This is a genomic window from Bradyrhizobium sp. CCBAU 21365 (genome assembly GCF_015291305.1).
In the GTDB taxonomy this organism is placed as follows: domain Bacteria; phylum Pseudomonadota; class Alphaproteobacteria; order Rhizobiales; family Xanthobacteraceae; genus Bradyrhizobium; species Bradyrhizobium elkanii.
Map to the genome: position 1 here is coordinate 9,371,635 of NZ_CP030036.1, position 24,099 is coordinate 9,395,733.

Below are 24,099 nucleotides of genomic sequence, written 5' to 3' on the forward strand. Positions count from 1 at the left end.
AACACCGTTTGCGGAGAGAGCAGATCCCCACCCGCTTTGCTCTGCCGGGCAGAGCGACCTCCCCTTTTCAAGGGGAGGTTAAGACGCCTTCCCACTCTTCCTCCGCCCGATCCGCCACAGCACCAGATTCCAGACGATGCAGGTGGCGAGCGCGCAGCAGAGGCCGATTGGCGAGCCGAATTGCAGCACCGCGACGTGCAGCACGGCAACGCCGAGACCGAAGCCCATCAGGCCCCAGGCGCTGTTGGCGAGCACGGCGGCGGTTGCGGGGCCGCCGATGCGCGGATGCAGGATCAGCATCATCGAGGAGAATACGATCGGAAACAGCGCCATCACGCCGGTGACGCGAGGGCCGACCCAGCCTGACGCCGTGACCACGGTGCCGACCAGGCTTGCGACCAGCGCAGCGCGCAGCGGAATGTCGTACCAGCGCCGCGCGATCAGCGGCATTTTCGCGACATGCCGATAGGGCTTCAGCAGCGGGATGCAGATCGCAAAGGTGATGGCATTGACGATCAGGCCGGCGGCGAGCGACCACTCGAACTGGCGGATGATGGTGGCGAGCACCAGCCACACCGCAATCGCGCTGCCCGCGCTGATCCACATGCTGAAGCGCTGCGCCAGCACGGCGTAGGTCAGGCCCATATAGATGGTGGCGGCGTTGACCGGCAGGCTCGCCAGCGCGCCCTCGGCGATGAAGGCGGCGTCATGGTCGAGCGCGAGGAAGGTGTAGGATGGCCCGGCCGAGATCGGCAGGGTCGCGATCAGCGCGCCGATCACCGGTCCCGAACGCTCCGTGATGATGGACGCGCTGACCACGAATGCGGCCGCCACCGCCATGCGCAGCACGAGGATCAGGACGAAGTGGAGTTCGGGGGACATTCTGCGTCATCCCGGCGAAGGCCGGGATCCATAACCACGACTGTTCGTGGGGAGCGAAAGCCGTCGGGCAGCGGGGCTTGAATCGAGAAGACACGGCGTATGGGTCCCGGCTTTCGCCGGGACGACGTCCGGCTACACCCGCTGCATCGTCACCGACACCTTCGGGCCGTTCTTGATGGTCTGATAGACCACGCAATAACGCTCGGTGAGTTTCAGCAAGAGGTCGAGCTTGTCCTGCGGCGCGTCGGTGCCGATCTCGAAGCGAAGGCGGATCTCGCGGAAGCCGACCGGGGTCTCCTTGTCGACGCCGAGCGTGCCGCGGAAATCGAGATCGCCCTCGGCGAACACATTGCCGACTTTCAGCGGTACCTCGATCGCGGTGGCGACCGATTTCAGCGTGACGCCGGCGCAGGCGACCAGCGCCTCCAGCAGCATGTCGCCGGAGCAGAGCTCGAGCCCGGAGCCGCCGGTGGCCGGGTGCAGGCCGGCAACCGCGAGCGCGCGGCCGGTCTCGACCTTGCAGGAGATGCTCTCATTGTCGATCGAGCCCTTGGCCTTCAGCGTGATCACGGCGGCCTGGGGGTCGGTCTTGTAGCGCTCCTTGATCGGAGCCTGCATTGCGCGGAGTTCGGCGGAGTCCATGGGTCTGCTCCCGGCTGTTCTTCTTAGCCTTCGGATGTAAGGCCTTAACGAGCGGATGTCACCACCACATCGCCTCGCCGGCGCTGGATTTGTCGGTGACGTCCCGCACCGAACGGTCGAGCGAACGGTCGAGCGCGGTCAGCACGCGGCGCTTGAAGGTGTCGAACAGCTCCGATTTGCGGTCGCGCGGCCGCGCCAAATTGATGGTGATCTCCTCGAACAGCCGGCCCGGCCGCGGCCGCATCACCAGCACGCGATCAGCCAGCACCACGGCCTCGTCGACGTCGTGGGTGACCAGGATCAGGGTCGGCCGCGTGTCGGCCCACAGATCGAGCAGATGATCCTGCAAATCGCGCCGCGTGAAGGCATCGAGCGCCGAGAACGGCTCGTCGAGCAACAGCACTTCGGGCTGCGGCACCAGCGCGCGGGCGATCGCGACCCGCTGCGCCTGGCCACCCGACAGTTCGCGCGGCCAGGCCGCGGCCTTGTCGGCAAGGCCGACGCGGGCGAGCGCCGATGCGACCCGCGCGCGCCTCGCCTCCGCCGAAAGGTCGGCGAGGCCGAAGCCGATATTGTCGGCGACGCTGAGCCAGGGCAGCAGCCGCGGCTCCTGGAAGATGATCCCGATCTTGGCGTGCGGCGAGGTGATCACCGCATTGTCGAGCGTCACGCTGCCCGTGCTGGCACGATCGAGGCCGGCGATGGCGCGCAGCAGCGTCGACTTGCCGCAACCGGAGCCGCCGATGATCGCGATGATCTCGCCGGGTGCAATCTCGGCCGAGAAGCGCTCCAGGGCGTGAACGCCGTTCGGATAGACCTTGCCGACGTCCTTCAGCGCCAGCATCACTGCCCTCCCCGGGTGCCGAACGCGTCCTGCCAGCGCAGCAGCGGCGCGGCCGCGACCTCGATCAGCCAGTCGGTCAGCTTGCCGAGGATCGCGAAGATCACGATCGCGGCGAGGATCTGCGCCGGCTTGCCGAGCTGCTGGCCGTCGAGCAGAAGGTAGCCGAGGCCTTCGGACGCGCCGATCAATTCGGCCGCGACCACGAACATCCACCCCAAACCAAGCCCGACCCGCAGCGCCACCACATAGGCCGGCAGCACGGCCGGCAACAGGATACGGCGGATCATCGCCGGTCCGGACAACCGGAACACGCGCCCGACCTCGACCACCTTGCGATCGACCGACAGGATCGCGCCCATCACGCCGAGATAGATCGGAAAGAACACGCCGACCGCGATCAGCGCGACCTTCGAGGTCTCAAAAATGCCGAGCCAGAGCACGAACAACGGGACCCAGGCGAGCGAGGGGATCGCGCGCAGCGCCTGCACCGTCGGATCGAGCAGCCGCTTGGCGAAATCCCAGTAGCCGGAGATCGCGCCCAGAATGGTGCCGGCGACGACGCCAAGCGCAAAGCCCGCGCCGACGCGCCACAGCGTCGCGAGGATATGGCGCGACAGCTCGCCGCTTTTGGCGAGCTCGACGATGGTCTCGAACACCTTTGACGGCGGCGGCACCAGGCGGCCGTTGGAGTAGCCGAGAGCAACGACGAGTTCCCAGCCCAGCGCGAGCGCGACCGGCAGCACGAGCCCGAGCACCGGGCGCGCATGGCGCGACCACCGCGCCGACGCGCCGGGCGGGGCCGTCTGTTCCAGCGCGGGCAGGTCAACGGTCATGGCCATAGCAAGAACTATTCTTCCGATGGGATTGCAAGGTGGGGACGATGACCTCTTATCCTCCCCTGGAGGGGGAGGATCGGTTCGCATGAAATGCGAACCGAGGTGGGGTGAAGGTCTCTCGTAACGGGCACTGCCCGAGTGGAGAGGTCACCCCACCCCGGCTCACATCTCGCTTCGCTCGCTGTGAACCGACCCTCCCCCTCCAGGGGAGGGTGAATAAGCGAGTCAATTCGTCGGCAGCGGGACCTGATCGTCGATCAGGGAATCCAGCGCGGCCTTCACATCGGTCTTGGCGTCGATCACGCCGGCCTGCTGCAGCGCGAGGCCGGCGGCGAGGATCGATTCGCGCTGGGCGCTACCGATCCGGCTGTGGGTCAGCTCGGTGCGCTCCTTGAGCTGCTTGTCGACCACGGCATCCGGCAGCTTGGTGACCGCGATGAAGGTCTTCTTCAGCTCGTCATAATTGGCCAGCGAATATTTCCGCGCTTCCTCGTAAGTCGCGAGCACGCGGCGGACGATGTCCGGATGCGCTTTCAGGAACTCCTCGCGCACATTGAGGATGCCCCAGGTGTTGGCTTCCGCCTTGCGGTAGAACAGCTTTGCGCCGTCCTCGACCTCGGCCTGCGCATCATCGGATCGAGGCCGGCCCAGGCGTCGACGTCGCCGCGGATCAGCGCGGTCTTGCCGTCGGCGTGCTGCAACAGCACCGGCGTGATGTCCTTTTCGGTGAGGCCGGCGCCGAGCAGCGCGCGAACCAGGAAGATGTGCGGGTCGGTGCCACGCGTCACCGCGACGCGCTTGCCCTTGAGGTCGGCGACGGACGCGATCCTGGAGTCCCTGGTCGTGACCAGCGCGGTCCATTCGGGACGCGAATAGACATAGATCGACTTGATCGGGTTGCCGTTGATCTTCGCGACCAGCGCGGCCGAGCCCGCGGTCGAGCCGAGATCGATCGAACCGGCGTTGAGAAATTCGAGCGCCTTGTTCGAGCCGGCCGACTGCACCCAGACGATGTTGATGCCGTCCTTGGCGAACTCCTTCTCCAGGAGGCCCTTCTGCTTCAGGACCATCGACACCGGATTGTAGGTCGCCCAGTCGATCCGGATCTCCTTCAGCGCGTCGGCGGCGCGCGCCGCGCCAGGCAGCAAGGTCGAGACCGCGAGCAGCGCTGCGAACGTGCGCCGGGAAAATTTCTGCATTCGTCGACCCCCTCGATCAGATTATGAAACAATCCTTTATTTCAATGAGTTAGCCTTGCGGTCAACGAGAAAATCTCTACCCTTTACGAGATGGCGCGAGAACGATCTTGCTCAAGGCGTCGTGGAGAGAGCATGGAGCCGCTGTCCTTATACTTTGGTCAGTGACAGCAACAGCTCTGTCCGATATCGGATGAACATATGGACAGCGTCGTAGCCGAGGCCCGCCCTGAAGCGGATGATCGTTTCGAGACCGTGCGGATCACCGCGGCGGTCAATGCACTTGCCGAACAGCACGCCGGCCGCGAGGACCAGTTCCGTGCCGCGATGGCGCAGCTGCTCAAGGCCGAGCTGATCGCGGCGCGCGCCACGGCGCAGGCGCTGCTGCTGAAGGACCGTCACGGCCGCCGCTGCGCCGAACGGCTCTGCTTCGTGCAGGACGAGATCATCCGCATCCTCTACGCGGCGGCGACCCGGCATCTCTATCACTCGCCGATCCCCTCGGGCGCCGAACGCATGGCCGTGGTGGCGACCGGCGGCTATGGCCGCGGGCTGATGGCGCCGGAATCCGACATCGACCTGCTGTTCATCCTGCCCTACAAGCAGACCGCCTGGGGCGAACAGGTTGCCGAAGCCATTCTTTATTGCCTCTGGGACATGGGGCTGAAGGTAGGCCACGCCACGCGCTCGGTCGATGAATCGATCCGTCAGGCGCGCGGCGACATGACGATCCGCACCGCGATCCTGGAGACGCGCTTCCTGACCGGCGACCAGCCGCTCTATGACGAGCTGGTCGAGCGCTTCGACAAGGAAGTGGTGCAGGGCACCGCGTCGGAATTCGTCACCGCCAAGCTTGCCGAGCGCGAGGAGCGGCATCGCCGCGCCGGCCAGTCGCGCTATCTGGTCGAGCCCAACGTCAAGGACGGCAAGGGCGGCCTGCGCGACCTGCATACGCTGTTCTGGATCGCCAAATACGTCTACCGCGTGCGCGAGACCGACGAGCTGCTGGAACGCGGCGTGTTCGACGCGCAGGAATACCGCACCTTCCGCCGCTGCGCCGACTTCCTGTGGTCGGTGCGCTGCAATCTGCACTTCTTCGCCGGACGCGCCGAGGAACGGCTGTCGTTCGACATGCAGCGCGAGATCGCGGTCCGCCTCGGCTACACCTCGCATCCCGGCATGCAGGACGTCGAGCGCTTCATGAAGCACTACTTCCTGATCGCCAAGGACGTCGGCGACCTCACCGCGATCCTGTGCGCCAAGCTCGAGGAAGAGCACAACAAGCCGGCGCCGGTGCTGAGCCGGATGGTGGCGCGGCTGCGGCCCGGCACCAAGCGGCGGCGGGTCAACGGCAGCGACGACTTCATCGTCGACAACAACCGCATCAACCTCGCCGCGCCCGACGTGTTCAAGCACGATCCGGTCAATCTGATCCGGATCTTCCGCCTCGCGCAGCAGAACAACCTCGCCTTCCACCCCGATGCGATGCGCACGGTGACGCGCTCGCTCAAGCTGATCAACACCCAGCTGCGCGAGAACGACGAAGCCAACCGCCTGTTCATGGAGATCCTGACCTCCGACAACGCGGAGATCGTGCTGCGGCGGATGAACGAGACCGGCGTGCTCGGCCACTTCATCCGCGCCTTCGGCAAGATCGTGTCGATGATGCAGTTCAACATGTACCACCACTACACGGTGGACGAGCATCTGCTCCGCTGCATCGGCTACCTGCAGGACATCGAGCGCGGCGGCAACGAGGAGTTCACGGTCGCCAGCGACCTGTTCCGCAAGATCCGCCCCGAGCACCGCCCGGTGATCTATATCGCGACCCTGCTGCACGACATCGCCAAGGGCCGGCCGGAAGACCACTCGATCGCCGGCGCCAAGGTGGCGCGGCGGCTGTGCCCGCGGCTCGGCTTCTCGGCGGCCGACACCGAGCTGGTGGCGTGGCTGATCGAGGAGCATTTGACGATGTCGACGGTGGCGCAATCGCGCGACCTGTCCGACCGCAAGACCATCGAGAATTTCGCCGCCGTGGTGCAGTCGGTCGAGCAGATGAAGCTGCTGACGATCCTGACCACGGCCGACATCCGCGGCGTCGGCCCGGGCGTGTGGAACGGCTGGAAGGCGCAGCTGTTGCGCACGCTGTATTACGAGACCGAGCCGGTGCTGACCGGCGGTTTCTCCGAGGTCAACCGCGCCCAGCGCATCGCGGTGGCGCAAGCCGAGTTCCGCCGCGCCTTCACCGAATGGCCGGAGGCGGAGCTCAACGCCTATATCGGCCGGCATTATCCGGCGTACTGGCTCAAGGTCGAGTTGCCTCGCAAGATCCGCCAGGCGCGCTTCATCCGCGCCAGCGAGCAGGCCGGCCACAAGCTCGCGATCAACGTCGGCTTCGACGAGGTCCGCGCCGTCACCGAGCTGACGATCCTGGCGACCGACCATCCCTGGCTGTTGTCGATCATCGCGGGTGCCTGCGCGTCGGCCGGCGCCAACATCGTCGACGCCCAGATCTACACCACGACCGACGGCCGCGCGCTCGACACCATCTCGATCTCACGCGAATACGACCGCGACGAGGATGAGGGCCGCCGCGCGACGCGGATCGGCGAGATGATCGAGCACGTGCTGGAAGGCAAGCTGCGGCTGCCCGAGGCGGTCGCCAAGCGCACTGTCCGCAGCAAGGCGCGGCCGTTCATCGTCGAGCCCGAGGTGACCATCAACAACCAGTGGTCCGACCGCTACACCGTGATCGAGGTCTCCGGTCTCGACCGGCCCGGCCTGCTCTACCAGCTCACTACCGCGATCTCGAAGCTCAACCTCAACATCGCCTCGGCCCATGTCGCGACCTTCGGCGAACGTGCCCGCGACGTGTTCTACGTCACCGACCTGCTCGGCGCCCAGATCACCGCACCGACCCGGCAGGCCGCGATCAAGAGCGCGCTGCTGCATCTGCTGGCGAGCGAGGACCAGGCGGCGAAGCCGGCGGCGTAGATCGAAGACGCGGGGAGAGCGTGCAAGACCCGTCATCCTGAGGAGGCCGCGCAGCGGCCGTCTCGAAGGATCGACGGCCCCGTTATCGCCGCGAAGAGTCGGAATATGGGGACGCGACCCGGCCGTCCATCCTTCGAGACGCGCGTTCCGCGCTCCTCCAGCGACAAAGACGAAGCCTTTGCGCGGGGATGACGGAATGGAAAACCGCGCTGCGAAGCCCCAATTCCGTGGCGGATCAACCGAACAACCGCATCAGCAGGGCCTTGCCGACCGGCGCCGCGCGCACGCCGTGGAAGGCGCGGACATATTCGCCGGCATAGAACGCGCGCACGACATTGACCCGCGTCGCCACCGCATCCTCGAAGCGGACGCCGAAGCCGTCGCGGGTGCGACGGACCACGGTCGCCGCGACGTTCTGTCCGTAGACATTGCATTTGATCAAGGAACCGATGGCGGGCGGGACGGGATCGATGAAGCGCGCACCCGAGATCGAGATGTCGGCCATCCGGATCAAGCGCATCTCGCCGTCCTGATGGATCAAGATCGGCTCGTCGCGTTCGAACCGCTCGGCCTTGCGGCGCCGCGGCTGCTCGATGCAGATGAAGCACACGATCGCGAGTACGACGCAATTATAGAGGCTCCAGGCCAGCGCCAGCCCGCCATAGGCGATGCTGTCGCCGCGCAGATGCAGGATGAACGCGTAGGCGATCGCCAGCAGCGTGATCAGCAGGGCGGCACCATAGAGCCGCAGCAGCGGCCATTCGATGAAGCGGCGGTTGCGGTCGCCGCCCTTGGCCGTCACCTTGAACTTGTGGCCCTGCGGCCGGGCGAGGCCGGTCATGACCGCCTTCAACACCGCGGGCGCTGCGATGTATTGCGAGACGTCGGTCATGATCGCAAGCGAGCGGCCGCGCGAGATCCAGGCCATGGTGAAGGCGTGCCAGACATAGAACGGCAAGAAATATTTCAGCAGCTCGAACAGGTCGGCATGGACCGCCTTGATCCCGAACAGCAGATAAAGCCACGGCACGACCAGGCCGAAAACCTTGGTGCTGTAGACCGCCGCCCAGCTCATGAAGGCGTCGACCAGCGACAGCCGGTCCATGAAGGCAAGCTTCGATTGCCGCGAGAACGGCCCGCTGCGGCCCCGGAAGATCTGCATGAAACCGAGACACCAGCGGCCGCGCTGCGTGATATATTCCTTCAGTCCCTCCGGCGCGAGGCCGATGGTCAGGCGCTCGTTCAGATAGACCGTACGCAATCCCTTCTCCTTCAGGCGCAGCGTGACGAGGTAATCCTCCGTCACCGAATCGGTCGGGAAGCCGCCGATCTGCATCAGGCCGGAGAAGCGGATCAGCGATGAAGTGCCGCAGCAGAACGCCGTGTCCCAGGCATCCTTGGCCGGCATCAGGATATCGAAGAAGAAGCGCTGCTCGTCGGGCCACACATCGGTCGCCGCGAGATTGGTCTGGATCGGATCCGGGTTGATGAAGTGCTGCGGCGTCTGCACGACGCCGACGCTGCCGTCCTGCATCAGGCTCATCGCCCGGGTCAGGAAGTCCGGCATCGGGACAAAATCCGCATCGAGGATCGAGATGGACTCCGGCCGCTCAGCCAGCCCGGAAACGTGCTGGAGCGCATGATTGATGTTGCCGGCCTTGGCGTGGCGGTTGTCCGGGCGGGCCAGATAGTTGCAGCCGAGCTCCTGGGCGAGCCGGCGCAGCCAGAGCCGGCGCCCGTCGTCGAGCACCCAGACGCGATAATTGGGATAGTTGAGCCCGGTCGCGCCGATGATGGTGCGCTCCAGGATCGCCTTCTCCTCATTGTAGGTGCAGATGAAGACGTCCACGAGCGGGGCATCCGCGCTGGCTCTGGATCGACGCAGGATCGCATTGACCTCGGGTGAGCGGTCGATGGTCCGGCTGAGGAACAGCAGCGAGAGACACACCGCGATCATCGAGGCCGCCTCGGCCGCCACGAAGGGATAGCCGATCAGCGCGTCGGCGGTGAGGCCCGGAGGCGGCAGGGTGTGGGTCACCCGCCACGCGAAATAGTGGATGAGCAGGACGAACGACATCCCGGTCATCAGGATGCGGGCCAGGGTCTGCTCGCGGTGGAGCAGGGGCAGGATTGCAAGACAGGCGCCGATGGCGACCAGCCCGGGCGCGAATGCCGCCATCATGACTTTGCCGCGTCCGCGTTGAACACCACGCGTCCGGTGCGGCCGACCGCGCAATCCTTGCCCGTGGTGTCGAGCGCCGGCATCGAGACAGTGACCCGATAGGGCTCCTTGTTCAGCGCATCCGGATTGATCGCAAGGTTCGCGGGCGCGCCCGACGCGCCGGTGAGATTGACGATCTCGCCCTGCAGCGCGGCGCTGCCGTCATTCGGCTCGAAGCTCGCCTGCTCGCCGAGCTTCAGCCCGTTGTAGACGCTCTCGGTGACGTTCGCCGTGACCACCGCGCCGCTGCAATCGAGCAGCTTGAGCAAGGGCTGCCCGGCCCTGACGTCCTCGCCGGGCGAGGTCATCATCTCCCAGATGCGGCCGCCGACCGGGGCCTTGATGTCGGCTTCGGCCCGGTTGACGTAGTGCAGCTGCTCGGCGGCGATCTCGTGGGTCAGCCAGCCGATCTCCGCATCGGCATGCGCCAGATCGGCGCGCAGGTCGCTGACGCGCTGGCGCATCTCCTCCTCGCGCTGCACGGAGCTCGGCCGGTCGTTGTAGCTGTCGCCGAGATAGGTGCCGTTCCTCGCCGCGGTGAGCTCGACCTTGGCGGCGTCGAGACGCCGTCGCGCGCCGATTTCGGTCTGCTGCGAGATCGCCTGCTCGCGCGTCAGGCGAGCCATTTCGACCGTCGACACGCTGCCCGATTTGATCAGCGACGACGCCCGCTCGACGGCGGCCACGGCCTCCTCCCGCCGCGCGGCGGCGGCCTCGATCGCGGTCTGGATTTCGGCGATCCGGGCCTCGAGCTGGAGGATGCGGCCGTCACGGAACTGGCCGGCCTGGCGGGCAAGATCCTGTTGCGCCGTCTCGGCAGCCGCAAGCTTGGCGGCCAGACTCGGGCGCTCATTTTCCAACCGGGAGATCTGTCGCCGGAGATCATCGAGCCGCGCGCGATCGCCGCGCCCGTTGACGACATGAAGGATCGCATCGCCCTCGCGAACCACGCTGAGCTGCGTGGATTTCTGCGGCTTCGCGCTCACGGTACCGTCGATCGGTGACCGCAAGGTCACGATCCTGGCATTGACCACGGCCTCCACGCTCGAGGTCTGCAACACGGCCCTGAGCGGCAGCCATCCGAAGACGGCCACGATGGCAAGGCCAATGCCGACCTTGAGCAGGCGGCGAACGATCCGGCCCGAGCCGGCGGGTGCTTCGGGATGGGGAGCGCTATCGCTGACCGGCTCGTCATGCTCCGGCTGCAGCCGTTCCTGCAGATCGCGCTGCAATCCCCGTGCGCCCTCGGCCTCCCCCTTGGTGACGGAATTGTTGTCTTCGGGAAGCGGCTTGTGCTGCTGTGCCTGATTCATGATGACCGGCCCCTGATCTGTCAGTGCGCGAACCAACGCACAGCTCTGCAGAGCGATGCCGTTGCCGGACAGATCCAATAATCAGGTGCTTCAAAAGCGGCTAAAGCGAACGGGGCATCTTTCGAAAAAATTGCTGCAATTTGCCGTGGTCCGGACCCTGGCGCGGGAGCCGCGCCGTCGACCTGCTTCGCCCAACATTCCGGTGCGCCGTTGCGCAGCTGAGGACGCCTGCAGGACTGAGCCCGGAATCCATCAGGCCGGGGCTAGGCGGGGAATGGATTCCGGGCTCTCACGGAGGCTGTGATCGGACCCGTCTTGCGCGACCCAGGCGTGAGCAGCCAGCGCTTCGGTCCCGGCAGCCTGCCGGACTTGGAATTCAGGGCGGCTATCCCCCTGAATCCGGCACGTCGAATTGCGGCTGCAGCGCCGCCAGGCTCACTCCCAACAAGGCCAGATAGCTGGCCTGACAGACCACAACGCCCAGATCGAATGCGTCCAGCAGATCGATCCACGGGTTGTCGGCCGGCGTGCTTGCCGTCTGCTTGCCACCATCGATAACGGAAGGCTGGAAGCTGCGATCGCGTCTCTGAGGCCTTGCCTCGTGGTCGACGTCGTCGGAGCAAACGATCAGATGCAGGCGCGCGCTGGGCATTTCAATCTCCGTCTCGGATTGGCGATTGCTGAACCCCGGAAATCTCTACCGTCATCGAGTTACCCAATAAGCGTAGTCACCGGGATGGAACGGGCCATTGAACGGAGGTTGATCAGACCGTTACATTCGGTGGGGACGACTCATACTTGAGTTTAGGTCGCAACCTGGACCTGAGCGCGCTCGACGGCTTCGCTTTCCGCGCGATCTCGCCGATGTGGACCGCCAAAAAGGCCGGCGTGATCCCGTCCGGGCGGCAAGAAAGCTGCTAATATACAGTTTGTTGGGAGGGCGACGTTGTCGCCGCTGATGGTCGCCGTCACCAAGCGACGCGGCGCGGCCCATGATGATGGCCAAGTGCTGGTGCTGCCGATGATCCGCGACCCGACCACGAAGTCCTGGTCGGCCGAGCAATGGCTGCTCGGCGGCATGGTGCTGGCCCTGGCGGCAACCTGCATCGGGCTGTTGCTTGGTCCGCAGCCGGCAGCTCCCGCCCATCTGGTTGCCCTGGCGCTGCTCGTCGCGTCGCTGACCGCCGCATTGTTGATGATCCGTCTGGTGGCCCGCTCGCAAAGGCGGATGGAAGCCATGTTGCGCGGCCGAGCCAGCGGCGAGGAGCGCGCGATGGAGGCGCTGCGCAACAGCGAAGCGCAATGGAAGGAGGTGTTCGAACACAACCCGGTCATGTACTTCATGGTCGACGCAACGGGCCTCGTGCTGTCGGTCAACACGTTCGGCGCGGCACAGCTCGGCTACACCGTCGACGAACTGCTTGGACAATCCGTGCTGAGGGTCTTTGCCGCCGAAGACCGGGATATGGTCCAGCGCAACGTCGCGGCATGCCTCGACAACATCGGCCAGACCCATAATTGGGAAATCCGGAAGGTCCGCAAGGACGGTTCCCGGCTTTGGGTCCGCGAAAACGCCAAGGCCGTGCGGCGGCTGGACGATCGGCTGATCGTGCTGATCGCATGCGAGGATATCACCGAGCGCAAGCACGCCGAAAATGCGCTGCAGCAGAGTGAAATGTACCTGACCGAAGCCCAGCGATTGAGCCACACCGGCAGCTTCGGCTGGCACGTCGCCAGCGGCGAGATCATCTGGTCGGAAGAGACGTTCAGGATCTTCGAATTCGACAGGGCCCCTTCCATCACACATGCCACGGTGCTGCAGCGCGTCCATCCGGACGATCGCGCCCGCGTGCAACGGACCATCGACCGCGCCTCGCTCGACGGCAAGGACTTCGAGCACGGCTACCGATTGCTGATGCCCAATGGGGCGATCAAGTTTGTTCACGCCAGGGCACATGCGGTGACGAACCTTTCCGGCGACACCGATTTCATCGGAGCGGTCACCGACGTGACCGCCCGCAAGCGAGCCGAGGCGGAATTGCACGAAGCGCAGACCAACCTCGCGCACGTCACGCGCGTGACGGCGCTCGGCGAGCTCGCCGCATCGATCGCCCATGAAGTGAACCAGCCGCTTGCCGCCGTGGTCACCAATGCCGCGGCCTGCCTGCGGTGGCTCAACCGGGCGGCCCCCGATCTGAACGAAGCCCGCGGCGCGGTCAGGTCGATCATCAGCGACGGCAACCGCGCGGGCGAGGTCATCCAGCGCGTCCGCGCGATGGTGAACAAGACCACCGATCAGAAGGCACCGCTCGACATCAATGACGTCATCAACCAGGTGATCGGCCTGGTGCAGCATGAACTGCAGAGCCATCTCGTATCCTTGCAGCTCGACCTCGCTCCCGCGCTCCCGTCTGTCGTCGCCGACCGTATCCAGCTGCAGCAAGTCATCCTCAACCTGGTCCTCAATGGTGTCGAGGCCATGCAGCCGGTCACGGACAGGCCGCGGGAACTCGTGATCCGGACGCGCCATGACGAGGCCGGGCAGATCGTGGTCACGGTCTCCGACTGTGGCGTCGGGATCGCGACCGAGAATGCCGAACGGCTGTTCGACGCCTTCTACACCACCAAGGCCAGCGGCATGGGAATGGGATTGTCGATCTGTCGATCGATCGTCGAAGCCCACCGAGGCCGCCTGTCCGTGGCCGCGAACATCGGCCCCGGCACGACGTTCCAGTTCACCTTGCCACTGCGCGAAGAGGATCATGCATGGTGACCGGGCGCGCGGCATCGCCTTCGGGTCTGGCAAGCTCCGAAGATCCAATCGTCTTCGTCGTCGACGACGACGCGTCCGTGCGCGACGCACTGAGCAATCTCTTCCGGTCCGTCGGCCTGCGGACCGCAGCGTTCGGCTCGGCCCATGAATTTCTGCAGCGCAAGCCCCCGGATGTCCCGAGCTGCCTGATCCTCGACATCAGGTTGCCGCGGGTGAGCGGGCTGGACTTTCAGGCGGAGCTGGCGAAGGTCGGCATCCACATTCCGATCATCTTCATGACCGGCCACGGCGATATCCCGATGACGGTCAGGGCCATGAAGGCCGGCGCGGTCGACTTCCTGACCAAGCCGTTCCGCGATCAGGACATGCTGGATGCCGTCACGACAGCGATCGAGCGCGACAGGAATCGTCGCGATGAGGCCAAGGTTCTTGCAAACCTGCGCGCCGCCTTCGCGACCCTGACGCCGCGTGAACGCCAGATCATGAGCCTCGTCACCGCGGGGCTCATGAACAAGCAGGTTGCCGCTGAAATCGGCGTAGCCGAAATCACGGTCAAGATTCATCGCGGGCACATCATGCGGAAGATGGCGGCGAAATCATTGCCCGACCTGGTCAGGATGGCGCAGATGCTCGGCATCGGGCAGGCATCCGGCGGGGCGCAAACCTAAGTATGATTCTCCGGCCCCGATTGGCGACGCACTGTGGCCCCCACATGATGCACACGCCAGAGGCCCCCTGCGGTCACGGAAAACCTCCTTGTCCAACACGCCAGTGATATCAATCATCGACGATGACCTGTCGGTTCGCACCGCGACCGATAATCTCGTCAGATCACTGGGCTACGCGGTCGAGACCTTCGCCTCGGCCGAGGAATTTCTACACTCGCCCCGCCTGAATGACACATCCTGTGTGATCGCGGATGTCAGGATGCCGGCCATGAGCGGGCTCGACCTGCAGAGCCATCTGATTGCCAGCGGGCGCCGCTTTCCGTTCATTTTCGTCACGGCGTTCTCCGTCGAAAGCGATCGCGTCCGGGCGCTGAAGGCTGGAGCGATCTGCTTTCTGATCAAGCCCTGCGACGGGGACGTCCTGATCAAATGCCTCGATGCCGCCCTCGCGCAGCACCGCACGGCGCCGGGCGCGTGAGTTGCAATCAGCCATCACCGGGCCGGCTATACGCAAGGATGATGCCGCAAAACATCTGGACAAGTTGCGCATGGATGGCGGCGGCGCGAGAGTTCGCATCGTCGTCCTTCGGGAAGATCGATGGCGAGGACAGCACCAGACATTTTGATTGGCAGATGGCAATTCCTCGGAGGGAGGTCGCCATGCGTGCGGAACCGCGCTGCGCCCAGTGTGACAGCGAAGAGCCCAAGATCATCTGTTTGCGAAATCCGGCGGGTGAACGCTATTGCGGACGCCTGTGCCTTTACAAAGGTCAGGAGGACTTCATCCGCTGGTTCACGCGCTCGAATGCGGAGGCAGTGTCATGACAGCCCGCTGCGGAAACCCGGGATGCAAACGGCCTTTCGGGCTGATCCGGCATAGCTGGTATTTTGAGCAGTTTTGCTCGACGAAGTGCCGCGACGTCCACAAGCGGCAGCTGGAGCGCAACAAGGCCTATTGGAAGTGGCTGTATCCCTTCCCCAGAACCGGCCCCTTGTCAAAAAGCCGATCTGACGGCGAGTGCCAACAGCGCTTGAGGGAGTCTTCATGACGACGGTCGATGCGATGCTGGCAGGAGCGATACTCGCGTGGGTGCCTTCGTTCGTTGTGTTCCTCTATATCGTGCGCGATCTGCGCAATATGCCCCGCGAAGATCTCGATTGATTACCGCACCGGCGGCTGAAGTGGGCCGCTACACCTCCACGCCCTCGTGACGCAGCAGCCAGCGCTTGCGCTCCAGCCCACCGCCATATTTGACCAGCGAGCCGTTGGCGCCGATCAGGCGGTGGCACGGCACGACGACGCTGATCGGGTTGGAGCCGTTGGCATGGCCGACCGCGCGCATCGCGTTCGGTGCATTCAGTTTCACCGCCAGCGCGCCGTAGCTCATGGTGGTGCCCGGCGCAATCTTCGGCAGCGCGTGCCAGACCTTCTGCTGGAACGGCGTGCCGGCGACGCGCCATTCGATATCGGTGAGCCGATCGAGATCGCCCTTGAAGTAATCGCCGAGCGCCTTGCGCATCGCAGCCGGCGCACGGCCGTCCCGCAGCGTCACGGCGCCATAATGCAGCCGCAGCAGGTCGAGCATGCGCCCTTCATAGTCGTCCCAGTCGAGCGCGCGCAGCACGCCGTCATCATCGGTCACCAGCAGCGCCGTGCCGATCGGGGTCTTGAGGCGGTCGAGGTTGAAGGTCTGCGCTGTCTTGCGGTCGGCCATGGTGATCGCTCTCGGAGTTGCTCGGCATACAATTCACCGCTCGCATGCTAGCGTCCACCCGAATTCCGGTTAACGCGTTTTTGGGCGAAGTGGACACCGGTTCGCGTGAAGAAAACGCGTCAAAACAAGAATCTTGAGCTTCGGTTCTGATTCAATCAGAAGCGAAGCTCTTGGGGGGACCGCAATATGCTGTTGCTTGCCAATGTTCTGGTCGCGGTGGTGGCCGCGCTGCACATCTATTTCCTTGTGCTCGAGATGTTCCTGTGGACCGGGCCGCTCGGGCTGAAGACCTTCCGCAACTCGATCGAGAAGGCAACGGATTCTGCGGTGCTCGCCGCCAATCAGGGGCTCTATAACGGCTTCCTCGCCGCCGGACTGATCTGGGGCCTGGTGCACGGCAACGCCGGCTTCGCGTTCCAGATCAAGACATTCTTCCTGCTCTGCGTGATCGTCGCCGGCGCCTATGGCGCCGCCACTGTCAGCCGCCGCATTCTTTATGTGCAGGCGGCTCCCGCTGCGCTCGCGCTGATCCTGCTCTGGCTCGCTTAAAGCGCGGGCGCGCTTTTGTTTTTCCTGAGCATGATCCGCTCGGAAAGCCGCTTCACACTTTTCCGGATCATGCTCAAACGCGACATCGCGCGCAGGGTGCATCGTCTTGCAATGCCCCCGACGTTCCTCCATCATCCCTGACAACGGTGACATCCGCCGGCCGTCGCTTGCGGACAAGATCACCGGCAACATGGGAGGTCACGGACATGAGAAGCGTGCAATTGCTCGCTGCGACGGCGCTTGCGATCGCGTTGTCGGTTACATCGGCCACCGCGCAGAAGAAATACGACGTCGGCGCGACCGACACCGAGATCAAGATCGGCCAGACCGTGCCATTCTCGGGCCCGGCATCCGCCTATGCCGGCATCGGCAAGACCCAGGCCGCCTATATCAAGATGATCAACGAGCAGGGCGGCATCAACGGCCGCAAGCTCAACCTGATCCAGTATGACGACGCCTATTCGCCGCCGAAGGCGGTCGAGCAGGTGCGCAAGCTCGTCGAGGGCGACGAGGTGCTGTTCACGTTCCAGATCATCGGCACGCCGTCGAATGCCGCCGTGCAGAAATACCTGAATGCCAGGAAGGTGCCGCAGCTGCTCGCCTCCACCGGCGCCTCGCGCTTCTCCGATCCGCAGAATGCGCCGTGGACGATCGCGTTCAATCCGAACTACCAGTCCGAGGGACGCATCTACGCCAAATACATCCTGGCCAATCACCCGAACGCCAAGATCGGCATCTTCTACCAGAACGACGATCTCGGCCGCGACTACATCACCGGCCTGAAGAGCGGGCTCGGCGACAAGGCCGCGAGCATGATCGTCACCGAGGTGTCCTACGAGCTGACCGACCCGACGGTCGATTCCCAGATCGTGAAGCTGAAAGCCGCCGGGGTCGATTTGGTCTACGACGCCTCGACACCGAAATTCGCCGCGCAGGCGATCCGCAAGATCGCCGATCTCAACTGGAACCCGGTGCACATCCTCGACATCAACGCGAGCCCGGTGTCGGCGACGCTGAAGCCGGCCGGTCTCGACATCTCCAAGGGCATCATCTCGACCAATTACGGCAAGGATCCCGCCGACCCGCAATGGAAGGACGATCCCGGCGTGAAGGCCTATTTCGCCTTCATGGACAAGTATTATCCGGAAGGCGACAAGCTCAACACCGTCAACACCTACGGCTACTCGACGGCCGAGCTGCTGATCCAGGTGCTCAAGCAATGCGGCGACGAACTCACCCGCGAGAACCTGATGAAGCAGGTGACCAGCCTGAAGAAGTTCGTGCCGAGCCTCGCGCTGCCGGGCATGTCGATTACGACGGGACCGAACGACTACCGCATCAACAAGCAGATGCAGATGATGAAGTTCAACGGCGAGCGCTGGGAGCTGTTCGGCCCGATCATCGAGGACACCGGACCGGCGGGCTAGCCGTTCGGACAGAGTTGAGATGCAATCGGCGGCCTCCAGGCCGCCGATTTGTTTTTGTCTCCCACACTTTATCACCGTCACCCTGAGGAGGCCGCACAGCGACCGTCTCGAAGGGTCGGCGGCCACCAGCGGGGCCGTGCATCCTTCGAGACGCACTGCGCGCTCCTCAGGATGACGGGGACAATGCGTTTACGGCGGTAGGTTCGACGAACTCAACCCGCCTTCCGTGACGCGCACATCACTTCCCCCAGCGTTCTGCTTTTCGCATCGCCCCCTACTTTGGTTGACTGAAATCGCTCACCTTTTCGGCAGCGCTCGTCTTGCGTTGCAGCAAGGGTTCCTCCAGTATTCCGGCCCAGCGATGGCGACCGCGGGACCTTGAACCCGCGGACAAGATCATCGGCCAACCATCAGTCACGTGAGGGAAACAGCACTATGAGGAACGGGATTTTCCACCTGGTCACGGGAACGGCGCTCGCGATCGCGCTGTCTGCAACGTCGGCCTTTGCGCAGAAGAAGTACGATCCCGGCGCGAGCGACACCGAGATCAAGATCGGCCAGACCGTCCCCTTCTCCGGACCGGCCTCCGCCTATGCCTCGATCGGCAAGACCCAGGCGGCCTACTTCAAGATGATCAACGATCAGGGCGGCATCAACGGCCGCAAGATCAACCTGATCCAGTATGACGACGCGTATTCGCCGCCGAAGGCCGTCGAGCAGGTGCGCAAGCTCGTCGAGAGCGACGAGGTGCTCTTGACCTTCCAGATCGTCGGCACGCCGTCGAACGCCGCGGTGCAGAAATATCTCAACGCCAAGAAGGTGCCGCAGCTGTTTGCCGCCACCGGCGCCTCGAAGTTCACCGACCCGAAGAACTTCCCCTGGACGCTCGGCTTCAACCCGAACTACTTCGTCGAAGGCCGCATCTACGGCCAGTACATCCTGAAGGAGCACCCCAACGCCAAGATCGGCGTGCTCTATCAGAACGACGACCTCGGCAAGGATTATCTGAACGGCATCAAGGCCGGACTCGGCGACAAGGCCGCCAAGATGATCGTGGCCGAAGCCTCCTACGAGGTCTCCGACCCGACCATCGATTCCCAGGTGATCAAGATCAAGGACGCCGGCGCCGACCTGTTCTTCTCGGCCTCGACGCCGAAGCAGGCGGCGCAGGCGATCAAGAAGATCGCGGAGCTCGGCTGGCACCCGATCCACATCGTCGACATCAACGCGACCTCGGTCGGCGCCGTGCTGCAGCCGGCGGGCCTGGAAGCCTCCAAGGGCCTGATCAGCACCAATTACGGCAAGGATCCGGCCGATCCGCAGTGGAAAGACGATCCGGGCATGAAGCGCTATTTCGACTTCATGGCCAAGTACTATCCCGACGGCGACAAGAACTCGAACTTCAACACCTATGGCTACTCGACCGCCCAGCTGATGGTGCATGTGCTGAAGCAGTGCGGCGACGACCTGACCCGCGACAACGTGCTGAAGCAGGCGACCAACCTGAAGAATGTCGAACTCGACATGGCGCTGCCCGGCATCAAGGGCAACACCGCGCCGAACGACTATCGCGTCAACAAGCAGCTGCAGATGATGCGCTTCAACGGCGAGCGCTGGGAGCTGTTCGGCCCGATCCTCGAGGACGCCGGCCCGGCGGGCTAGCCGGTTCGCGCAGGTTTGAAATGCAATCGGCGGCCTCCGGGCCGCCGATTTGTTTTTGGAGCTCGTCATTGCCGGGCTTGACCCGGCAAGCCATCAATTGAGAAGGCCTCTTCTCCGATGGATGCGCGGGTCAAGCCCGCGCATGACGAGTAAAACCCGTCACCCTGAGGAGGCCGCATAGCGGCCGTCTCGAAGGGTCGACGGCCCGGCTGCTGACACAGCTGGGCCGTGCATCCTTCGAGGCTCGCTCCGCTCGCGCCTCAGGATGACGGAATGAATATCGCGCTTTGCTACGATATCACTTCGGAATCTCGCCGAAATTCTTGCCGACCGGCAGCACGGCATGCCGGATCAGGCGGGAATCGTCCACCGCGGCCTGGCGGTGTTTCACCGCCTCGCGATAGACGGGATCGCGGATCATCTCGACGAAGGCGGCGACGCTCGGATATTCCGCGATGAAGCAGTGATCCCAGCGCTCCTCTTGCGGGCCGATCAGCATCAGCTCGAAGCGGCCTTGCCAGACGATGCGGCCGCCGAGCCGTTCGAACACCGGCCCGCTCTCGCGGCCATAGGCCGCATAAGCCTCCGCGCCGGTGGCCTTGCGGCCGTCCGGATAGGCCGCCCATTCGCGCAGGCGCACCAGGTTGAGCATGTGGATCGGGCCCGGCCGGTTGTTGTCCCGGAATTGCGCGAAAACGTCCTTGGTCGGATCGATATGGCCCATGCGGTGCTCCTTCGTTTTCTTGTTCCGTCTCTATGTAGCACGCGCTGCCTCACCTCCTAATCCCCCGTTAAGCTTTGCGTAACCGCCCCTTAAACCGGGAACGCTAGCGTGCGTCCCTGTCAGGGTGTGAGCGTTGCGGATGGCGTGGGGACGTAAAAAAGGCGGTGCGCGCAAGGAGCCGCTGTTCGGGCTTCCGGCCGCGCTTGCCGACCTCCGACTGTCGCCGTCCGATCGCATTCCCGGCGGCGGCGGCGACGACAAGCCCGCCAAATCCAAACCCAAGAGCAGCGACAAGGGCAGCGATTCCGGTAGCGAGAAACCGCGCCCGTCGCGCAGCGGCAGCAAGCGGCGCAGCAAGTCGCGCGGCTTCGGTATCGGCCGCCTGTTCTATTGGACCGCGGTGCTCGGCCTGTGGGCAGGGATTGCGGTGATCGGTGTCGTGGTGTGGGTCGGCGCGCATCTGCCGCCGATCCAGTCGCTGGAGATTCCCAAGCGTCCGCCGACGATCCAGATCGTCGGCATCGACGGCAGCGTGCTGGCGCAGCGCGGCGAAATGGCCGGCGCCAACATCGCGTTGAAGGATCTGCCGCCCTATCTGCCGAAGGCCTTCATCGCCATCGAGGACCGCCGCTTCTATTCGCATTACGGCGTCGACCCGGTCGGCATCCTGCGCGCGGCGGTGACCAACCTCCTGCACCGCGGCGTCTCGCAGGGTGGCTCGACGCTGACCCAGCAGCTCGCCAAGAACCTGTTCCTGACCCAGGAGCGCACCATGCAGCGCAAGCTGCAGGAGGCCGAGCTCGCGCTCTGGCTGGAGCGCAAGCATTCCAAGAACGAGATCCTCGAGCTCTATCTCAACCGGGTCTATTTCGGTTCCGGCGCCTATGGCGTCGAGGCCGCCGCGCAGCGCTATTTCGGCAAGTCGGCGAAGAGCGTCACGCTGCCGGAAGCCGCGATGCTGGCCGGCCTCGTCAAGTCGCCGTCGCGGCTGGCGCCGAACCGCAACCCGGAAGGCGCCGAGCAGCGCGCGCAGGTCGTGCTGGCGGCGATGGCCGACGCCAAGTTCATCACCGAGGCGCAGGCCAAGGCCTCGATCGGCCAGCCCTCGATCGCGGTGAAGCCGGCCGGCGCCGGCACCGTGAACTATGTCGCCGACTGGATCGGCGAAGTGCTCGACGATCTGGTCGGCCAGATCGACCAGGACATCGTGGTGCAGACCACGATCGATCCGAAGCTGCAGAACGTCGCCGAAGCCGCCATCATCGATGAGCTCGCCGCCAAAAGCGTGAAGTTCAATGTCAGCCAGGGCGCGCTGGTGGCGATGACGCCGGACGGTGCGGTGCGCGCCATGGTCGGCGGCCGGAACTACTCGGAGAGCCAGTACAATCGCGCGGTCACCGCGAAGCGGCAGCCGGGCTCGGCGTTCAAGCCGTTCGTCTATCTCACCGCGGTCGAAGCAGGGCTGACGCCGGACACCATCCGCACCGACGCGCCGCTCGACATCAAGGGCTGGAAGCCGGAGAACTACACCCACGAATATTTCGGCTCGGTGACATTGACCCAGGCGCTGGCGATGTCGCTGAACACGGTCGCGGTGCGGCTCGGCGTCGAGGTCGGCGCCAAGAATGTGGTGCGTACCGCGCACCGGCTCGGCATCTCCTCCAAGCTGGAGCCCAACGTCTCGATCGCGCTCGGCACCTCGGAAGTCTCCGTGATCGAGCTGGTCGGCGCCTATGCGCCGTTCGCCAATGGCGGCTACGTGGTGTCGCCGCATGTGGTGACCAAGATCAAGACCAGTTCGGGCAAGCTGCTCTATGACCGTCCGACCGATCCGCCCAACCAGGTGATCGAGCCGCGCTATGATTCGATGATGAACAGCATGATGCGCGAGACGCTGATCTCCGGCACCGCGCGCAAGGCGGAGATTCCGGGCTGGACCGCCGCCGGCAAGACCGGCACCAGCCAGGATTATCGCGACGCCTGGTTCATCGGCTACACCGCCAAGCTCGTCACCGGCGTCTGGCTCGGCAATGACGACAATTCACCGACCAAGAAGGCGACCGGCGGCGGCTTGCCGGTCGAAGTATGGACCCGCTTCATGAAGGCGGCGCATCAGGGCGTGCCGGTCGCCGCGATCCCGAACTCGCAAGGCAGTTGGGGGCCGGCGAACCTGATGCAGATCTCGTCGCAGGTCACCGCGCCGTCTGCGCCGGCGGCGCCGATGCAGATTCAGCCGCCGATGCAGGCACCGCAGCCGCAGCCGCCGGGACCATCCGGCGGCAGCTATTATCGCCCGCCATCGCCGACGCCGGCGCGCGCCGCGGCGCCACCCAATCCGAACGCGCGGCCGGAGGCTGCGGCAGGCCTGGACGGCTGGCTGGCGGATCGGCTGTTTCGGTAGGCTCTAAAGCATGATCCGGAAAAGTGCGAAGCGGTTTTCCGAAAAGATCATGCTCAAACAAAGAGCTAAAGCGCGATGACGATTCAACCTAATCACATCGCGCTTTAGGCGGACAGTTCACGTCACGTCGTAGCCCGGATGAAGCGAAGCGAAATCCGGGGACCGGTCGCGCCGCGTTGAGAGCCGCCCCGGATTGCGCTTCGCTCCATCCGGGCTACGCACGGGGCATTCTGGAATGCTGGATCGCCCGCTTTCGCGGGCGATGACAGCAACGTTCGGGACCAAGCGTTCCCCTACTCCTGAATCCCGTAGCGGTGCAGGTCGTTGCCGTAGGTATCGAGCCAGTTCTTGGCGCGCGTCACCGACGCGCAGACCTTGTCGACCACCCGCCAGAACCGCGCCGAGTGGTTCATCTCGACGAGATGGGCGACCTCGTGCGCGGCGAGGTAATCGAGCACGAAGGGCGGCGCCAGGATCAGCCGCCACGAAAACGACAGAGATCCCGCCGAGGTGCACGAGCCCCAACGGCTGGACTGATCGCGAATCGAAAGCCGCCGCACCCGCACGCCGAGTTCGGCCGCGTGCAGCTGTGCCGCCTTCTGCAGATCCTTGCGCGCCTCGCGCTTGAGAAAGTCATGCACCCGGCGGTCCATGTGCTCGACGCCGCCGGCGACGCAAATGATCTTCTCGCCGCTGTCGCGCGTCTCGGTCCACACCGTGCCGCGCTCGCCCGATCGGTGCACCAGGCGATGCGGCACGCCGCGCAACGGCACCACCGTGCCGGGCTGGAACGGCGCCGCCTTCGGCAAGCGGCCGAGACGGGCGGCGATCCAGCCGCCATGGAGATTGGCGAACTCCTTGGCTTCGGGGATCGTGCCGCGCGGCGGCATCGTCAGGATCGCTTCGCGATCGGTCGGATGTATCCTGAGCGTGTAGCGGCGCGCGCGCCTGTGCCGGCGCAACCTGACGGTGAAGAACTGGGAGCCGTGTCTGACCAATACGGTCGCGGGTTCGGCAGGCCGCCGATAGAGGAGCGCGCGAGTAGCCATTTCTGAGAGTCCGGGGAGCAGGAGTTCGCCCGAACTTTGCCATATCCGCCGCCAGGGAAAGCGCTCGGCGCAAAAACAAATCATTTGCCCAATATACAGGGGCTGGCCGTTAATTGACCTCTACCGGCAGGGGGCGGAACCGGAATTTTTTGAGTGAATCCGAGTCAAAAACAAGGCACAAAGGATGAACCTATATTCATCCC

The 24,099-nt window shown here is 64.7% G+C and carries 19 protein-coding genes and 1 pseudogene; 9 read left to right on the forward strand and 11 right to left on the reverse strand.

Translation table 11 applies throughout. From position 1 onward, the window contains the following. Positions 1-78: 78 nt before the first annotated feature. From XI02_RS44315 to XI02_RS44335, 5 genes and pseudogenes are all read right to left on the reverse strand, one after another. Positions 79-882 (reverse strand): hypothetical protein, encoded by an 804-nt coding sequence (locus XI02_RS44315; protein WP_016845539.1) that lies wholly within the window; start codon positions 880-882, stop codon positions 79-81. A gap of 132 nt (positions 883-1,014) precedes the next feature. Further along, a complete protein-coding gene (locus XI02_RS44320) occupies positions 1,015-1,524 on the reverse strand; it encodes an OsmC family protein (protein ID WP_172646339.1) in 510 nt (169 codons plus the stop codon). Between the two features lie 58 nt (positions 1,525-1,582). Next, complete coding sequence (locus tag XI02_RS44325) at positions 1,583-2,368, reverse strand: ABC transporter ATP-binding protein (protein ID WP_194483345.1); 786 nt, start codon at positions 2,366-2,368, stop codon at positions 1,583-1,585. Further along, complete coding sequence (locus XI02_RS44330) at positions 2,368-3,207, reverse strand: ABC transporter permease (protein WP_172646337.1); 840 nt, start codon at positions 3,205-3,207, stop codon at positions 2,368-2,370. Before XI02_RS44330 ends, XI02_RS44325 begins: the two co-directional genes overlap by 1 nt. A 222-nt stretch (positions 3,208-3,429) precedes the next feature. Beyond that, a pseudogene (locus XI02_RS44335) lies at positions 3,430-4,403 on the reverse strand (aliphatic sulfonate ABC transporter substrate-binding protein). Positions 4,404-4,601: 198 nt separating this feature from the next. Here XI02_RS44335 and XI02_RS44340 point away from each other — a divergent pair. Further along, complete coding sequence (locus XI02_RS44340; RefSeq protein WP_018269216.1) at positions 4,602-7,394, forward strand: [protein-PII] uridylyltransferase; 2,793 nt, start codon at positions 4,602-4,604, stop codon at positions 7,392-7,394. 235 nt (positions 7,395-7,629) lie between these two features. Here the strand turns inward: XI02_RS44340 and XI02_RS44345 are convergent, their stop codons facing one another. The 3 genes from XI02_RS44345 to XI02_RS44355 all read right to left on the reverse strand — a co-directional run bounded on the left by XI02_RS44345 (position 7,630) and on the right by XI02_RS44355 (position 11,580). Continuing rightward, positions 7,630-9,576, reverse strand: coding sequence for a glycosyltransferase (locus tag XI02_RS44345; RefSeq protein ID WP_194483346.1), 1,947 nt, complete (start codon positions 9,574-9,576; stop codon positions 7,630-7,632). Further along, complete coding sequence (locus XI02_RS44350; protein WP_244980885.1) at positions 9,573-10,928, reverse strand: HlyD family efflux transporter periplasmic adaptor subunit; 1,356 nt, start codon at positions 10,926-10,928, stop codon at positions 9,573-9,575. Before XI02_RS44350 ends, XI02_RS44345 begins: the two co-directional genes overlap by 4 nt. A 385-nt stretch (positions 10,929-11,313) precedes the next feature. After that, entirely contained in the window at positions 11,314-11,580 is a 267-nt protein-coding gene (locus XI02_RS44355; RefSeq protein WP_172646335.1) for a hypothetical protein, read from the reverse strand. Between the two features lie 294 nt (positions 11,581-11,874). Here XI02_RS44355 and XI02_RS44360 point away from each other — a divergent pair, with 294 nt between their 5' ends. The 4 genes from XI02_RS44360 (at position 11,875) to XI02_RS44955 (ending at position 15,194) form a co-directional block, all read left to right on the forward strand. Next, complete coding sequence (locus XI02_RS44360; RefSeq protein ID WP_172646334.1) at positions 11,875-13,701, forward strand: PAS domain S-box protein; 1,827 nt, start codon at positions 11,875-11,877, stop codon at positions 13,699-13,701. Continuing rightward, complete coding sequence (locus XI02_RS44365) at positions 13,695-14,369, forward strand: response regulator transcription factor (RefSeq protein WP_016845529.1); 675 nt, start codon at positions 13,695-13,697, stop codon at positions 14,367-14,369. Before XI02_RS44360 ends, XI02_RS44365 begins: the two co-directional genes overlap by 7 nt. An 88-nt stretch (positions 14,370-14,457) precedes the next feature. Continuing rightward, a complete protein-coding gene (locus XI02_RS44370; RefSeq protein ID WP_210291220.1) occupies positions 14,458-14,847 on the forward strand; it encodes a response regulator transcription factor in 390 nt (129 codons plus the stop codon). Between the two features lie 41 nt (positions 14,848-14,888). Further along, positions 14,889-15,194: a hypothetical protein gene (locus XI02_RS44955; protein ID WP_209944049.1), complete on the forward strand. Its 306-nt coding sequence runs from the start codon at positions 14,889-14,891 to the stop codon at positions 15,192-15,194. Positions 15,195-15,559: 365 nt separating this feature from the next. Here the strand turns inward: XI02_RS44955 and XI02_RS44380 are convergent, their stop codons facing one another. Then, positions 15,560-16,084: a methylated-DNA--[protein]-cysteine S-methyltransferase gene (locus XI02_RS44380; RefSeq protein ID WP_172646333.1), complete on the reverse strand. Its 525-nt coding sequence runs from the start codon at positions 16,082-16,084 to the stop codon at positions 15,560-15,562. Positions 16,085-16,270: 186 nt separating this feature from the next. Here XI02_RS44380 and XI02_RS44385 point away from each other — a divergent pair, with 186 nt between their 5' ends. From XI02_RS44385 to XI02_RS44395, 3 genes are all read left to right on the forward strand, one after another. Further along, on the forward strand, positions 16,271-16,633 hold the full coding sequence (locus XI02_RS44385; protein ID WP_172646332.1) for a DUF1304 domain-containing protein: 363 nt from the start codon (positions 16,271-16,273) through the stop codon (positions 16,631-16,633). Between the two features lie 206 nt (positions 16,634-16,839). Further along, positions 16,840-18,060, forward strand: coding sequence for an ABC transporter substrate-binding protein (locus XI02_RS44390; RefSeq protein WP_172646331.1), 1,221 nt, complete (start codon positions 16,840-16,842; stop codon positions 18,058-18,060). A gap of 435 nt (positions 18,061-18,495) precedes the next feature. Continuing rightward, on the forward strand, positions 18,496-19,722 hold the full coding sequence (locus XI02_RS44395) for an ABC transporter substrate-binding protein (protein ID WP_018269220.1): 1,227 nt from the start codon (positions 18,496-18,498) through the stop codon (positions 19,720-19,722). 298 nt (positions 19,723-20,020) lie between these two features. On the opposite strand, the gene XI02_RS44400 is transcribed toward XI02_RS44395, so the two are convergent. Then, the gene (locus XI02_RS44400; protein WP_016845520.1) at positions 20,021-20,446 is read right to left on the reverse strand and encodes a DUF1330 domain-containing protein; all 426 of its coding nucleotides are present in this window, start codon (positions 20,444-20,446) and stop codon (positions 20,021-20,023) included. 139 nt (positions 20,447-20,585) lie between these two features. Between XI02_RS44400 and XI02_RS44405 the strand changes: the two genes are divergently transcribed. Beyond that, positions 20,586-22,847, forward strand: coding sequence for a transglycosylase domain-containing protein (locus XI02_RS44405; protein ID WP_172646330.1), 2,262 nt, complete (start codon positions 20,586-20,588; stop codon positions 22,845-22,847). A gap of 293 nt (positions 22,848-23,140) precedes the next feature. Here the strand turns inward: XI02_RS44405 and XI02_RS44410 are convergent, their stop codons facing one another. Next, the gene (locus tag XI02_RS44410; protein ID WP_026192005.1) at positions 23,141-23,980 is read right to left on the reverse strand and encodes a M48 family metallopeptidase; all 840 of its coding nucleotides are present in this window, start codon (positions 23,978-23,980) and stop codon (positions 23,141-23,143) included. Positions 23,981-24,099 lie beyond the last annotated feature (119 nt).